We start from the raw sequence: 13214 nt of genomic DNA, 5'->3' as shown, positions 1-13214 counted from the left end.
CGGCACGGACGCGGACCGACGTTAGGCTATTCTCCCCTGCCTGAGCAAACCCGAGTAGTAGGCCCTGACCCGTGGCAACCTGGATCACCACCCCCGCCGAGCTGGATGCGTACTTCCAGCAGCGTCCGGCCCGCATCGGCCTGGACACCGAATTCATCCGTGAACGCACCTTCTGGCCGCAGTTGGCTCTGGTGCAGATGGCGGTCGGACAGGACATCCTGCTGATCGATCCGCTGATTCCCGGCATGACCGAGGCACTGGCGCCGTGGCTGGCCGATGAATCGATCACCAAGGTGATGCACAGCGCCAGCGAAGACCTCGTTGCCTTCAAGTGGACCTGCGGCTTGTTGCCGCGACCGCTGTTCGACACACAGATCGGCGCCTCGCTGGCCGGCATTGGTGGCGGCATGGGCTACCAGAAGCTGGTCGCGGAAATCACCGGCGTGGCGCTGGCCAAGGGCGAAACCCGCTCGGACTGGATGCGCCGTCCGCTCTCGGAGTCGCAACTGCAATACGCCGCCGACGACGTCGAGCACCTGTTCGCGCTGCATGACGCCATTGATGCCAAGTTGCAGGCGCTGGGCCGCCAGCAGTGGCTGCACGACGACGGCGAGCGCCTGCTGGCCAGCGTCGCCAATGACGAGGACCGCTGGCCGCATCTGGCGATGCGCTCAGCGCAGTTTCTCGATGCTCCCGCGCAGCGCCGCCTGCTGCGCCTGCTGCGCTGGCGTGATGTGCAGGCACGCAGCAGCGACCGCCCGCGCAGCTGGATCCTGGACAACGAACTGGCCGCCACGCTGGCACGCACGCCACCGGCCGATGCCGCCGCGCTGGCCACGCTGTTTGAACAGTTCCCGAAGGCACCGCGCAAGCTCGCCGGCGCGGTGTGGCAGGCGCTGGACACGCCGCTGGCCGATGAGGCCGAGGCACCGCTGGCGTTGCCCGCCAACGACACCAACAAGCAGGCACTGAAGAGGCTGCAGGACGCCGTTGCCGAGCGCAGCCGCGAGCTGGGCCTGCCGGATGGCGTGCTGGCCTCGCGCAAGCATCTGGAAAGCTACCTGGAGCGCCGCCAATGGCCGGCCGCACTGGCCGGCTGGCGCCAGCAGGAACTGGAGTCGCGGCTGCAGGCGCTGCTGCCGGCACGCTGAAGCGCCAAGCACGGCGCCGAATTGCGGTCCGGCTACCGTCGAAGGCCACGAAAAAGGGCGACCCGGATCACCGGGCCGCCCTTTGCATTCCAGCAGTGCGATGGCGGGAAGACCCGCCACCGTGGCAACGCCTTACCAGTTCATGTTCAGCGAGACACCGACGGTGCGCGGTTCGTTGTAGACCGCAGCCATGTAGTTCTCGATCACACCCTTGAGGTTCTTCTCGTTGGTGATGTTGCGCGCGAACAGCGCCACTTCGTAGGCACCGTAGTTGCCCGAGTAGCCGATCTTCAGGCCGCCTTCGAAATCACCCTTGGAGTTGAACTCCTTGCTGTCGTACAGCACGAAGCTGGTGTAGCCCTGCTTGTTCCAGTCGGTGGAGACGAACATGGTGCCGGCGTCGCTGACCGGGAAGTCGTAGCGGGCGGCCAAGTTGACGTTGTACTTCGGCGCGTTCGGCAGCGGGTTGCCGTCGATCTGCGCGAAGGTGTTGGCACCGACCTTGATGGTCGGGTCATTCACCGTGCACACCACCTGGCCGTTGAGGCCGCAGACCTGCGCGTAGACGCGCTTGTCCTTGATTTCGCTGTGCAGCAGGCTCAGGCCGGCGCTCAGGGTCAGGTTCGGGATCGGGCGCAGCTCCATGTCCGCTTCGAAACCATAGGCCCTGGCCTTGTCGGCGTTGAACAACACGCCGTTGCCGTCCGAATCGTTGCCGTTGAGCTGGATGTCGTTGACGGTGTAGGTGAACGCGGTGGCGTTCAAGCGCAGGCGGTTGTCCCACAGGCTGCTCTTCACGCCCGCTTCCCAGGACAGGATGGTCTCGGAATCGGCGGTGGTGAAGTCGGCATTGAACACGGCCGAGCGGCCCTGGATGGTCGGGCCGCGGAAGCCGCGGGCGACCTTGGCATAGACGCTCACGTCCGGCGTGATCTGATACATCGCGCTCAGATCCCAGCTCGGGGTGGTGTCGGACATCTTGACGTCGGTGCGGCCCTTGTAGGTGACCACGCCAGCGGCAGTGTCAGCCGTCTTCAGCAGGCGGGTGTGCTTCTCGTCCCGGGTCTGGCGCAGGCCGGCGGTGACGGTGAACTTGTCGGTGAAGGCATAGCTCAGCTGGCCGAAACCGGCCCACGAGGTGTTCTTGTTGCGCAGGCGCACCCAGTTGTTCGGGTTGCGCGCCGCACCCTGCAGGAACCAGGCGCGCTGGTAGAAGTCGGTGGTGTCGCTGCCGTTGAAGTAGAAGGCACCGGCCTGCCACTGCAGCGCGCTGTCGTCATGGCTGGCCAGGCGGAATTCCTGGGTCCACTGGTCCAGGTCACGGATGCGGCCCATCGACTGGCCGTAGCCGTTCGGCACGCCGTTCACCGGGAAGTTCACCGCAGCACCGCCGTCGGTGTCGCCACGGCTGTAACCAGAGGTGGTCTCGTAGGCGGTGATCGAGGTGAAGTCGATCGCGCCGAAGTCGTAGCGCGCCTTCAACGAGCCGCCGTAGGTCTTGTAGGCCTGCGGGTTGTTGCCGGCTTCGTCGTAGGCGACCTGGTCGCGCGGCACGTCGGTCTTGTTCGAGCCCTTGGTCAGCGCACCGCGCAGGAACAGGGTCGAGGTGCCTTCGTAGTCACGGGCGTGGGCCGAGGCGAGGATCGAGAACTGGTCGCTCGGGGTCAGCAGCAGCTGCGCGCGTACGTTGCGGTCATCGAAGCCGCCCATCGCGTTCTTCTTCGGGCTGACCGTGCCGTCAGCGCTCGGGCCCTTGTAGGTGTTGTCGACGTAGTCGTCGCGGTGCTGGTACAGCGCCGACACGCGGAACGAAGCGATGTCGTTGATCGGGCCGCCGAAGCCGCCGTCGATCGACACGCTGTTGTAGGTCGCGTAGCTGGCGTTGACCCGGCCGGTGTAGTCCTGGGTCGGCTTCAGGGTGTCGAACTTGATGATGCCGGCGGTGGTGTTGCGGCCGAACAGCGAGCCCTGCGGGCCACGCAGCACTTCCACCTGGTCCACGTCATAGACCGGGTTGGACTTCAGCACCACGTGCTCCAGCACCACATCGTCCTGGATGATCGACACCGGCTGCGAGGCACCCAGGTAGAAGTCGATATTGCCGAGGCCACGGATATAGAAGCGCGGGAAGATGCGGCCGGTGGTGGTCTCCGCATACAGGCTCGGCACGCGGCCGGACAGTGCCAGCAGGGTGTCGTCGCCGCCGGCGGTGAAGTCGCGCATGCGCTCGCCCTGCACCACGCCCACCGAGACCGGCACTTCCTGCAGGTTCTGCTCGCGGTGCTCGGCGGTCACGGTGATCGTGTCCAGGCCGGTCGGGGTCGGCGCGCTGTCCTGCGCGGCGGCACCGAAGCTGCCGACCAGGGCCAGGCCGGCACAGGCCAGGGCCAGCGGATGGCGGCGGAAGGAAACGAAGGAAGACGACAGACCCGACAGGCGGCGGGAATCGGAATGGAAGGGCATGGAATGCTCTGAGGAGGCGTCCGTGCGGCCTGCGCGAGCCGGGCGGCAAGAAGGGGGGAAACTGCGCAAGCGGCCATTATCCCCCAAATTGTTACGATTTCGTTGCGCCAAAGGGGACGGAGGGGATTAAGGCGTATTCGGCACAGTGGCCGACCTCGGCGCCCCGCAGGCGCGCCGGTCCACCACGCATGCCAGAAGCGACTTAATTCCCTCCGTCCCCTTTTTTCAGCGGGCCCAGCGCCACATCGACCATCGTCAGCAGGCGCTCGCGGCTGATGCCGTCACGGGCCTGTACGGAAATGCCGTGCAGCACCGTCGCAAAGTAATCCCCCAGCGCCTGCACCGCCACATCGCCGGCCAGCTCCCCTGCTGACTGTGCCTGTTGCAGGCGCGCGATGATCGCCGCCGTGCGGTCGCGGCGATGGCCAGCCAACCAGTCGCGCACGCCCTCGCCATCAGGCGAAACGCTGCTGGCCGAGGACACTACCAGGCAGCCATGCGGGCGTCCACGACGGGTGTAGGTCAGCACCGCCTCGCGCAGCATGGACCCGATCGCCTCACGCAGCGTGGCCTGCTCCAGCGCGCGTGGCGCGAAACCACCCTCGCCCTCTTCGTACAGCGCCACGGCTTCGCGGAACAACTGCTCTTTGCTGCCGAACGCGGCGTAGATGCGTGCAGAGGCAATGCCCAGTGCTTCGACCAGTGCCGACATCGACGTGCCTTCATAGCCGCACTGCCAGAACAGCAGCATCGCCTTGCGCAACGCCTGGTCCCTGTCGAATTCGCGCGGTCGCCCTGCCATCTGCCTGCCTGCTCCAGTGAGGCGCGCAGTGTAACGCGGCTGTTGACCATCGCGAGGGTCGCGCCTATTCTTTGTCGATCGCCAAACAATTGGAGCAACACATGCAGACCCTCAAGGGCCCCAGCCTGCACCTGGCGCAGTTCGCCGACGACCAGGCCCCGTTCAACTCACTTGCCGGCATCGCCGCATGGGCCGCTGGCCTCGGCTTCAAGGCGCTGCAGATTCCCGCCTGGGATGCACGCCTGTTCGACCTGGCCACCGCCGCCGACAGCCAGGATTACTGCGACGACATCAGCGGCACCCTGGCCGAGCACGGCCTGCAGGTCAGCGAGCTCACCACCCACATCCTCGGCCAGCTGGTGGCCGTGCATCCGGCCTACGACGAACTCTGCGATGGCTTCGCCCCGCAAGCACTGCGCGGCAATCCGAAGGCCCGCAGCGAATGGGCCCAGCAACAGCTGCACCTTGCCGCTCGTGCCTCGCGTCGGCTGGGCCTGCAGGACATGGGCACCTTCTCCGGTTCCTTCGCGTGGCCCTACCTGTTCCCGTTCCCGCAGCGCCCGCCGGGCCTGGTCGACGCCGCGTTCGATGAACTGGCGCGACGCTGGCGACCGATCCTCGACACCTGCGAGGACAACGGCATCAATCTCTGCTACGAGATCCACCCCAGCGAAGACCTGCATGACGGCACCAGCTTCGAGCGATTCTTCGAGCGCGTCGGCCAGCACGAGCGCTGCCGCATCCTGTTCGATCCCAGCCACTTCGTGCTGCAGCAGCTGGACTATCTGGAGTATCTGGACATCTACCACCCACTGATCCGCATGTTCCACGTCAAGGATGCGGAGTTCCGCCCCAGCGGCCGCCAGGGCATCTATGGCGGTTATGCCGACTGGACCGAGCGCGCAGGTCGCTTCCGCTCGCTGGGCGATGGGCAGGTCGACTTCAAGTCGATCTTCTCCAAGCTGGCGCAGTACGACTACCAGGGCTGGGCAACGCTGGAATGGGAGTGCTGCCTGAAGGACCAGGAAGCTGGCGCGCGCGAAGGCGCCGCGTTCATCCGCGACCACATCATTCCGGTCACCGACAAGATCTTCGACGACTTCGCCGGTGCACCGATCAGCACCGCACAGATGCAGCAGATGCTCGGCATTGCCTGAGCCCCAACGGAGCATTCCCATGACCACCTTCTTCCTTTCCGCCGGCGCTGCCGGCGACGCTTCGCTGCGCCACCACTACCTGCGCATCGATGGCCAGCGCGTGCATTGCGTCTCCGCCGGGCACGGTGCGCCCGTGCTGCTGATTCCCGGCTGGCCACAGACCTGGTACGCGTGGCGCCACGTGCTGCAAGCACTGGCCGAGGCTGGTTTCGAAGCAATCGCCGTTGATCCGCCGGGCATCGGCGAATCCGACCGTCCCGCCCACGGCTACGACACCGGCAGTGCTGCCGCAGTACTGCACCAGACCATGCTGGCGCTTGGCCACGACCGTTACCAGGTGGTCGGCCATGACATCGGCATGTGGATCGCCTATGCACTGGCCAGCGACCAGCCGCAGGCCGTGCGCCAGCTGGCGGTCACCGAAGCGGTGATTCCCGGCCTCGCGCCGGAACCCGGCATTTTCGCCGCACCGGCCGACAACATCTTCCTCTGGCACTTCATGTTCAACCAGGTGGCCGACCTGCCCGAGGCGCTCATCAGCGGACGCGAACGCGCCTACCTGGAATTCATGTTCGACCGCTGGTCGTACCGGCGCGATGCGGTGGCCGCCGATACCTACATCGCCGCCTACAGCCGCCCCGGCGCACTGCGGGCAGGCTTCGCCTGGTACCGCGCGATTCCGGAGACCATCCGCCAGAACAAGCTGCGCGCGCAGCGCCGGCTGCCGATGCCGGTGCTCGCGATCGGCGCCGAACACGCCACCGCCGATGCGCCGATGCTGACCCTGCAACCGCATGCCGATGATGTGCGCGGCAGCATCGTGCCGGGCTGCGGCCACTTCATCATGGAAGAAGCGCCCCAGGCGTTCCTCGCACAGTTGTTGCCGTTCCTGCAGGAGGCACGCCATGCTGCTTGAGCCGGCACTGCAGCAGTTCGTTGACGCCGTCGCGGCCCATCCGCTGCCGGAGGACCTGCGCGAACTGCGCGCGATCAGCGAGAACGCGCTGCCACAGCTGCAGGGCGCGCCGCAGCCGGTAGCACATGTGGTCGAACACACCGTGATCGCTCGCGACGGGCAGGCGCTGGAGCTCCGCCTCTACACGCCGCAAGGACTGTCCCATGGGCCCGCGCCGGCCCTGCTGTTCGCCCATGGGGGTGGCTGGTTCCAGTGTTCGCTGGCGGTCTATGACGGTCCTTGCCGTGCGCTGGCCGATGCCAGCGGCTGCGTGGTCGCCGCCGTGGGCTACCGGCTGGCGCCGGAGCACCCGTTCCCAGTGCCGCTGTACGACATCGCTGACGCCTGGCAGTGGCTGCAGGACCACGCCGAGCGCCTCGGCCTGGACCCACAGCGGCTGGCGATCGGGGGCGACAGCGCCGGTGGCAACCTCGCGGCCGCCTGCTGCCTGCTGCTGCGCGAACTGGGCCTGCCGCAACCGTGCCACCAACTGCTGCTGTATCCGGCGCTGGATGCCGGCATGGACAGCGATTCCTACCGCGACTACGCCGCTGGCTACTACCTCAGCGCCGAACTGATGCAGCGCTGCTGGCAGGCCTATCTGGGGGATCTGGCCGAGCCGCCGGCGCTGGCTTCGCCGGCCCACGCAACCGACCTGAAGGGGCTGGCGCCCGCCTCCGTGCTCAGCTGTGAGCACGACCCGCTGCGCGACGAGGCCGAATACTACGCGCGACGCCTGCAGGCTGCGGGTGTCGGCTGCACGCTGGAGCGGCTGCCGGGGATGATCCACGCCTGCATGCACCTGCAGGCGGTGAGCACCGCCACTGCAGTGGCGGTACAACGCGCCGGCGATCTGCTTCGCCAAGCCCTGGCCTGAAACGGCCCGGGGCGGCGGTGGGTCCCGTCCCTGCCCCGTCCCGGCCGGGCGCTTGGCAAGCGCGGCAGGCAGCGCTACACTGAAAGCCTGCCGTGGGGCCATAGCTCAGCTGGGAGAGCGCGTCGTTCGCAATGACGAGGTCAGGAGTTCGATCCTCCTTGGCTCCACCACTTTTCAGAAGAACCCGCAGATCGCCATGATCTGCGGGTTTTTTCTTTTCAGCGCCTCTGGTTCAGGCCGGCTCCTGGTCTCCATCCTTGCGTTGCGGGCCGCGCGAGTGCGTATCACGCACCTGTTGATCGCGCTGCCCCGGCCGCTGCTTGGCCACATCGTCCTGCTTCCTGTCCTGGCGGCTTTCCTGGATACCCTGCTTCGGGTCCTGATCCCTGTTTTGCTCGTTCATTGAAAACTCCCTCGCCGGCAGCAGGCCAGCGCTGTCACCACGCTAGAGGTTGCCGGGTGAGCCGCAGGTCAGTCCCGTGCCAACATCGTGTGCAGGAAGCGGCTTGCCGCCAGCGCCCCGCGCGGCCAGAATCCGGGGCACCACGCTCACCGGTGTGCCATGCCCCCCCCTGCCCAGCACGCAGCCCACGCGTTGCCGATGCTCCTCAATGCGACCGACGGCAGCATCCAGCTCGGCAACCTGCCAGCATTGATCGGCCCCACCTTGTCACTGGACGAAGCGCGCGTCGCCTTTGCCGCGCTGGTGCGAGGGGAGCGCGATGTCGGCACCGGCTATCACTGGCTCAGCCTGCACCGGCTCAGCCTGGGCGGTGCGCCCGCTGGCATCAGCCTGGGCTTCCACGGGCAACAGCTCGACAGGGTGACGATGGGCGTCGATCTGCCTGATGCGACACTGGAAGACGGCTGGCCGACCCAGGCCGCGATCGATGCCGAAGTCGCTTTCATGCGGCGCACCCTGGCCACGGCACTGGGGCGCAAACTGGCAGGTGGCCACGCCCGCTTCGGCTGGGGCGAGGCCTGGGCCCGGTTCGACCCGAAGGGATTCATGGCCAGCAGCGGCATCCGCTACGCGCCTCGCACGTGACGGCGCTCAGGTTCGGGTGATCGACACGCCGCCTTCAACGCGCATTGCGGTACCGGTAACGAAGCTGCTTTCATCGCTGGCCAGGAACAACGCCGCATTGGCGATCTCCTCCGGCTCGGCGATGCGCTTGAGCGCGTGCAGCGATCGCACGAAATCACGCGCATCACCGGTCGGTGCCGCCTGCCGGCCCATCTCGGTATCGGTGCCCCCGGGCAGCAGCACGTTGCTGCGCACGCCGCGCGCGCCGTATTCGGCGGCAATCACCTGGCTCAGGCCGATCAGCCCGGCCTTGCTCGACGCATAGGCAGCCATGCCCGGGAAGCCTACGGTGTGGCCGACAAACGTGCCGACAAACACCAGCGAGCCGCCCCCGCGTGCCAGCAATGCCGGCAACTGCGCGCGTGCCGCGTGGAAAGCGGCATCGAGATTGGTGGCCATCACCTCGCGCCACGCATCCGCCGGGAACTCTGCTGCCGGCACGCCGGGGCCGAGCATGCCGGCATTGTTGAGCGCGATGTCCAGGCCTCCGAATGACTGCTGGGCCAGATCGACCAACGCCTGCGCCGTGCCCGGCTCGGCCACGTCGGCGGCATGCACCACGACCTCGCCGCCGCCGGCACGGATCTGCCCGGCCAGTTCCTGCAGCGGCTCCGGCCGCCGCGCATTGAGCACCAGTTTTGCCCCTTCGGCAGCAAAGCGCAGGGCGCTGGCACGACCAATGCCAGCGCTGGCACCGGTGATGAGGGCGATCTTGTTGTTCAGGCGCATGAGAGTGGTTCCGGTTGTGGAGTGGCCGCCACGATGCCGCGTCTCCGGCCCACCAACACTCCGTTTCCGGGCCTCGCGGCCAGGTGCAGGAAACGGAGTTTCCGCAGAACCGGCACGTGCCAGAATCCGCCCATGGACAGCACCGCCACCACCGCCCTCGATGCCCGCGTCGAACGGGTCTGCCGCCATCTGCAGGCCAGCCTCGACGAGCCCTCGCTGCAGGAGCTGGCCGACATCGCCGGCTGCAGCCCGACCCGGCTACATCGCCTGTTCAAGCAGGCCACCGGGTTGACCCCGAAGCAGTACGCCGCCGCGCTGCGCGCCGATCGCCTGCGCACCGGGCTGCAACAGCAGGAACGCATCACCGACGCCTTCCACGATGCCGGCTTCGGTTCCAGTGGTCGCTTCTACGAGAACGCGCCAAAGCTGCTGGGCATGACGCCAAAGCAATGGCGTGCCGGTGGACGCGGTGAAGTCATCCACTTCGCGCTTGCCGAAAGTTCGTTGGGCAGCGTGCTGGTGGCCAGCAGCGCCACCGGCGTGGTCGCGATCCTGCTCGGCGACGATCCGGAAGCGCTGCTGCAGTCACTGCAGCAGCGCTTCCGCCAGGCCGAACTGGTCGGGGCCGACAGCGGCTATGAACAACTGGTGGCACAGGTGGTGGGCCTGGTCGAGGATCCCTCGCGAGGCGCCACGCTGCCGCTGGATATCCGCGGCACGGCTTTCCAGCAACGGGTCTGGCAGGCGCTGCAGCAGATTCCGCGTGGACAGACGGCCTCGTATGCCGATATCGCCGCGCGTATCGGCGCGCCGCGATCGAGCCGCGCGGTGGCACGCGCCTGCGCAAGCAATCCGCTGGCCGTGGCGGTGCCCTGCCACCGGGTGGTGCGCCGCGACGGCGACCTGTCCGGCTATGCCTGGGGCGTGGCACGCAAGCGCGAACTGCTGCGCCGGGAAAAGGTCGCCAACGGCTGACGCGGCGCGGTACCCGGCAACCTTGGCCGGCACACCCGCCAAGCCCTCAATCCAGCTTCACCACCAGCTTGCCGAAGTTGCGCCCTTGCAGCAGGCCAAAGAAGGCTTCCGGCGCCTTCTCCAGCCCTTCCACCACGTCCTCGCGGTACTGGACGCGGCCCTCGCGCAGCCACTGCGCCATCTCGCGCTCGAAGTCCGGCCACAGGTGCTTGAAGTCGTGCACGATGAAACCGCGCACGGTCAGGCGCTGGCGCAGGATCTGGCTGAACAGCGCCGGCAGGCGGTCCGGGCCAGGCTGCGCGACGCCACGATTGTTGTAGGTGGCGATGGTGCCGCACACCGGAATGCGGGCGAAGTCGTTGAGCAATGGCAGCACCGCATCCAGTACATGGCCCCCGACGTTCTCGAAGTACACGTCGATACCCGCAGGCACCGCCGCGCGCAGCTGCTCGGCAAAACCAGCAGCGCGATGATCCAGCGCCACGTCCACGCCCAGCGTCTGCAGATAGGCACGCTTGGCCTCGCCACCGGCGATGGCCACCACGCGCGCGCCCTGCAGCTTGGCCAGCTGCGCCACGGTCGCACCGACCGGCCCCGTTGCGGCGGCCACCACCAGCGTCTCTCCCGGCTGCAGGCGGGCGATTTCATGAAGGCTGGAATAGGCGGTGAAGCCTGGCATGCCATACACCCCCAGCGCCGTACTCAACGGCAGCCCGGCGGGATCCAGGCGGCGGCCCAGCGCCTTGGCCGGCAGCACCGCGTGGGTCTGCCACCCGCCCGGCGCCAGCACCAGTTCGCCCACTGCGACACCCTCAGCCCTGGATTGCAGCACCTCGGCCACGGTCTGGCCTTCCATCACAGCCCCCACCGCCACCGGCGCGGCATAGGACGGTCCCTCATCCATGCGTCCACGCATGTACGGATCCAGTGAAAGGTAGCGATTACGCAGCAGCACCTCGCCGTCGCCCAAGGGCGGCAGCGCGGCATGCTCCAGGCGGAAATTGGCTGCAGTAGGCGCCCCCTGCGGACGCGACGCCAGCACGATGCGGGTGGTGGTCGATGAGTCGGACATGACGACGATCTCTGCTGTTGCCAGCGTCAGGAAGGGAACGCCGACACTACGCCGCAGCGTTCCCCCATGGCGGTCACGAAAACAGCGTTCCATGTCAGGTGTCGGTGCCGTCCACGCGCTGGCCCCGCCACGCCGCTTTTGTCGATCACCGTGGCCCGCTGAATTCCGCCGCAGGCGATGATCACCGCGCCGCCGCGCCCGGATGAATCGGCATCCAGCGCGCCCCCGCCCCGCGACGGCGGATCAAGTACTTGCGCCTGCGCAGACGGCAATGTGAAGGTTTTTTGCCAAAATGCTTGCCGTAGGCGGCTTACCTCCGTAATATGCGCGTCCTTGGCAGCGACCTCGCTGCAATGAACTACGTGGCCGAGTAGCTCAGTTGGTAGAGCAGGGGATTGAAAATCCCCGTGTCGGCGGTTCGATTCCGTCCTCGGCCACCACGTTCGACAGCCTGCAGAAATGCGGGTCTTTTTTTCGGGAATCGCAGTTGATCGTGATTGCCACACAGTTTGGCCGAGTAGCTCAGTTGGTAGAGCAGGGGATTGAAAATCCCCGTGTCGGCGGTTCGATTCCGTCTTCGGCCACCATCTTTCGAGACCTGCAGAGATGCAGGTCTTTTTTTTGTCCGTGCTTCGCGCACTGCACAAGTTGCGGATGCGGCGCCTGCGCACACGCCCGGTTGACGAAACATTTACACCGGCATGCGCGGCGGCACCTACGCTCCAGACTCCTGCCTGGAGCCTAACGATGCCTCTGCGCCCCGCCCTGCTCGCCTGCCTGCTGCTGGCCGCCTTCCCGGTGATCGCCACTGAACCTGTGCGCGCGGTCGAGCGCCTGGACATCGATCGCTACGCCGGCCAGTGGCACGAGATTGCGCATCTTCCGGTCTCGTTCCAGAAGCAGTGCGTGAGCGAGATCACCGCCAACTACGGACTGCGCAGCGATGGCCGCATCAGTGTCACCAACGCCTGCCGCAACGGCGACGGTGAGCGCGTGGTCGCCGAGGGCGTGGCACGCACGGTGGCCGGTCATCCCGGCCAGTTGCAGGTGCGCTTCGCGCCGGACTGGCTGAGCTGGGTCCCGCTGGTCTGGGCGGACTACTGGGTGCTGGCCCTGGATCCGGACTATCAGTGGGCGCTGGTCGGTGAACCGGACCGGAAGTACCTGTGGATCCTCTCGCGCCTGCCGGAAATGGATCGCGCACGCTTCGAAGCGCTGAAAGAAAAAGCCGAGGCCATGGGCTACGACCTGCGCCCACTGCGCCTGATGGCTCCGCTTCGCGATACGCCCGCCGATTGAACCGCGTCGCATCCGCGGCGCCGCGCACGCCCGACCGCCATCTTCACGCGCTACCCTCTGCGACGGGTCGCCACAGGCGATCCAAACGACCATACGCCGTAGTATGCTTATCCAAACGCACCCCTCCAGAGGACTTGCGCCCATGCTCCACCGTTTCCGTATCGCCTTGATTGTCCTGTGCACCCTCGCCCTTGTTGCCTGCAACAACGGCATCGTCAAGCGTGTTTCGGAACCGGCGGCCAGCCTGCAGCAGCTGACCGTGCGTGCCGACGGCAACTGGACCGTGGCCCTGCGCCTGCAGAACTTCAGCTCGATGCCGATGACTTTCGATGACGTCTCGCTGGCGCTGACCGTCGGCGACAACGAGGCCGGCACCCTGCAGGCCAAGCCCGGCATCTCCATCGGCGGCACCTCCGCCGACGTCATCAATGTCGACCTCGTGCCCAGCTCGGCCGCGCGCCTGGTGGTGGCCGATGCGCTGGCCAGCAACCGCACCCTGGCCTATGGCCTGAAGGGAACGGTGGCGGCCACCCCGCAGGAAAAGAAGCAGCGCAGCTTCGACATCAGCAGCCGCAGCACCCTCAACCAGGCCCCGGGCCTGCCGGGCGTGCTGCGCTGAACCCGCCTTTCGTGGCGGCGCCCGGCGC

The 13214-nt window shown here is 67.0% G+C and carries 13 protein-coding genes and 3 tRNA genes; 11 read left to right on the top strand and 5 right to left on the bottom strand.

Going from position 1 to position 13214, the window contains the following annotated elements; translation table 11 throughout:
• Window positions 1-71 precede the first annotated feature (71 nt).
• Window positions 72-1151, top strand: coding sequence for a ribonuclease D (rnd, locus tag KXV01_RS11230; protein ID WP_263467800.1), 1080 nt, complete (start codon window positions 72-74; stop codon window positions 1149-1151).
• 132 nt (window positions 1152-1283) lie between these two features.
• On the opposite strand, the gene KXV01_RS11225 is transcribed toward rnd, so the two are convergent.
• Window positions 1284-3614 carry a TonB-dependent receptor gene (locus KXV01_RS11225; RefSeq protein ID WP_263467799.1) on the bottom strand — a complete coding sequence of 777 codons (2331 nt, stop codon included), beginning with the start codon at window positions 3612-3614 and terminating at the stop codon, window positions 1284-1286.
• A 202-nt stretch (window positions 3615-3816) separates the two neighbouring features.
• A complete protein-coding gene (locus KXV01_RS11220) occupies window positions 3817-4416 on the bottom strand; it encodes a TetR/AcrR family transcriptional regulator (RefSeq protein WP_263467798.1) in 600 nt (199 codons plus the stop codon).
• A gap of 101 nt (window positions 4417-4517) precedes the next feature.
• Between KXV01_RS11220 and KXV01_RS11215 the strand changes: the two genes are divergently transcribed.
• The 4 genes from KXV01_RS11215 to KXV01_RS11200 all read left to right on the top strand — a co-directional run bounded on the left by KXV01_RS11215 (window position 4518) and on the right by KXV01_RS11200 (window position 7575).
• A complete protein-coding gene (locus tag KXV01_RS11215; protein WP_164283706.1) occupies window positions 4518-5573 on the top strand; it encodes a sugar phosphate isomerase/epimerase family protein in 1056 nt (351 codons plus the stop codon).
• Between the two features lie 19 nt (window positions 5574-5592).
• The gene (locus tag KXV01_RS11210; RefSeq protein WP_164283704.1) at window positions 5593-6489 is read left to right on the top strand and encodes an alpha/beta hydrolase; all 897 of its coding nucleotides are present in this window, start codon (window positions 5593-5595) and stop codon (window positions 6487-6489) included.
• Window positions 6479-7405 carry an alpha/beta hydrolase gene (locus tag KXV01_RS11205; RefSeq protein WP_263467797.1) on the top strand — a complete coding sequence of 309 codons (927 nt, stop codon included), beginning with the start codon at window positions 6479-6481 and terminating at the stop codon, window positions 7403-7405. Before KXV01_RS11210 ends, KXV01_RS11205 begins: the two co-directional genes overlap by 11 nt.
• A gap of 94 nt (window positions 7406-7499) precedes the next feature.
• Window positions 7500-7575, top strand: a tRNA-Ala gene (locus KXV01_RS11200).
• A gap of 62 nt (window positions 7576-7637) precedes the next feature.
• On the opposite strand, the gene KXV01_RS11195 is transcribed toward KXV01_RS11200, so the two are convergent.
• Window positions 7638-7808, bottom strand: coding sequence for a hypothetical protein (locus KXV01_RS11195; RefSeq protein ID WP_164283700.1), 171 nt, complete (start codon window positions 7806-7808; stop codon window positions 7638-7640).
• Window positions 7809-7967: 159 nt separating this feature from the next.
• Between KXV01_RS11195 and KXV01_RS11190 the strand changes: the two genes are divergently transcribed.
• Window positions 7968-8453, top strand: coding sequence for a hypothetical protein (locus tag KXV01_RS11190; protein WP_263467796.1), 486 nt, complete (start codon window positions 7968-7970; stop codon window positions 8451-8453).
• Window positions 8454-8459: 6 nt separating this feature from the next.
• On the opposite strand, the gene KXV01_RS11185 is transcribed toward KXV01_RS11190, so the two are convergent.
• Entirely contained in the window at window positions 8460-9221 is a 762-nt protein-coding gene (locus KXV01_RS11185) for an SDR family oxidoreductase (protein WP_164283696.1), read from the bottom strand.
• 132 nt (window positions 9222-9353) lie between these two features.
• Here KXV01_RS11185 and KXV01_RS11180 point away from each other — a divergent pair, with 132 nt between their 5' ends.
• Window positions 9354-10196 (top strand): methylated-DNA--[protein]-cysteine S-methyltransferase, encoded by an 843-nt coding sequence (locus KXV01_RS11180; RefSeq protein WP_099542617.1) that lies wholly within the window; start codon window positions 9354-9356, stop codon window positions 10194-10196.
• 46 nt (window positions 10197-10242) lie between these two features.
• Here KXV01_RS11180 and KXV01_RS11175 read toward each other — a convergent pair whose 3' ends face one another.
• Entirely contained in the window at window positions 10243-11268 is a 1026-nt protein-coding gene (locus KXV01_RS11175; protein WP_049416663.1) for an NADP-dependent oxidoreductase, read from the bottom strand.
• Between the two features lie 364 nt (window positions 11269-11632).
• Here KXV01_RS11175 and KXV01_RS11170 point away from each other — a divergent pair.
• The 4 genes from KXV01_RS11170 to KXV01_RS11155 all read left to right on the top strand — a co-directional run bounded on the left by KXV01_RS11170 (window position 11633) and on the right by KXV01_RS11155 (window position 13186).
• Window positions 11633-11708, top strand: a tRNA-Phe gene (locus KXV01_RS11170).
• A gap of 71 nt (window positions 11709-11779) precedes the next feature.
• A tRNA-Phe gene (locus KXV01_RS11165) sits at window positions 11780-11855 on the top strand.
• 160 nt (window positions 11856-12015) lie between these two features.
• Window positions 12016-12567: a lipocalin family protein gene (locus tag KXV01_RS11160; RefSeq protein WP_049416669.1), complete on the top strand. Its 552-nt coding sequence runs from the start codon at window positions 12016-12018 to the stop codon at window positions 12565-12567.
• A 142-nt stretch (window positions 12568-12709) separates the two neighbouring features.
• Window positions 12710-13186, top strand: a complete 477-nt coding sequence (locus tag KXV01_RS11155; RefSeq protein WP_072169136.1) for an LEA type 2 family protein — start codon at window positions 12710-12712, stop codon at window positions 13184-13186.
• Window positions 13187-13214: the final 28 nt, after the last annotated feature.

Source organism: Stenotrophomonas sp. Ps181, assembly GCF_025697425.1.
In the GTDB taxonomy this organism is placed as follows: Bacteria; Pseudomonadota; Gammaproteobacteria; order Xanthomonadales; family Xanthomonadaceae; genus Stenotrophomonas; species Stenotrophomonas sepilia.
The sequence above is the reverse complement of the archived record's forward strand: the minus strand, read 5'-3'. Positions and strand labels throughout refer to the sequence as shown.

What these genes read in the sequence shown, in the direction of transcription:
- KXV01_RS11220 (WP_263467798.1), bottom strand. Translation starts at nt 4,416, where the DNA reads ATGGCAGGGCGACCGCGCGAATTCGACAGGGACCAGGCGTTGCGCAAG.
- KXV01_RS11180 (WP_099542617.1), top strand. Translation starts at nt 9,354, where the DNA reads ATGGACAGCACCGCCACCACCGCCCTCGATGCCCGCGTCGAACGGGTC.
- KXV01_RS11160 (WP_049416669.1), top strand. Translation starts at nt 12,016, where the DNA reads ATGCCTCTGCGCCCCGCCCTGCTCGCCTGCCTGCTGCTGGCCGCCTTC.
- KXV01_RS11190 (WP_263467796.1), top strand. Translation starts at nt 7,968, where the DNA reads ATGCCCCCCCCTGCCCAGCACGCAGCCCACGCGTTGCCGATGCTCCTC.
- KXV01_RS11175 (WP_049416663.1), bottom strand. Translation starts at nt 11,268, where the DNA reads ATGTCCGACTCATCGACCACCACCCGCATCGTGCTGGCGTCGCGTCCG.
- KXV01_RS11225 (WP_263467799.1), bottom strand. Translation starts at nt 3,614, where the DNA reads ATGCCCTTCCATTCCGATTCCCGCCGCCTGTCGGGTCTGTCGTCTTCC.
- KXV01_RS11210 (WP_164283704.1), top strand. Translation starts at nt 5,593, where the DNA reads ATGACCACCTTCTTCCTTTCCGCCGGCGCTGCCGGCGACGCTTCGCTG.
- KXV01_RS11185 (WP_164283696.1), bottom strand. Translation starts at nt 9,221, where the DNA reads ATGCGCCTGAACAACAAGATCGCCCTCATCACCGGTGCCAGCGCTGGC.
- KXV01_RS11205 (WP_263467797.1), top strand. Translation starts at nt 6,479, where the DNA reads ATGCTGCTTGAGCCGGCACTGCAGCAGTTCGTTGACGCCGTCGCGGCC.
- KXV01_RS11195 (WP_164283700.1), bottom strand. Translation starts at nt 7,808, where the DNA reads ATGAACGAGCAAAACAGGGATCAGGACCCGAAGCAGGGTATCCAGGAA.
- KXV01_RS11215 (WP_164283706.1), top strand. Translation starts at nt 4,518, where the DNA reads ATGCAGACCCTCAAGGGCCCCAGCCTGCACCTGGCGCAGTTCGCCGAC.
- KXV01_RS11155 (WP_072169136.1), top strand. Translation starts at nt 12,710, where the DNA reads ATGCTCCACCGTTTCCGTATCGCCTTGATTGTCCTGTGCACCCTCGCC.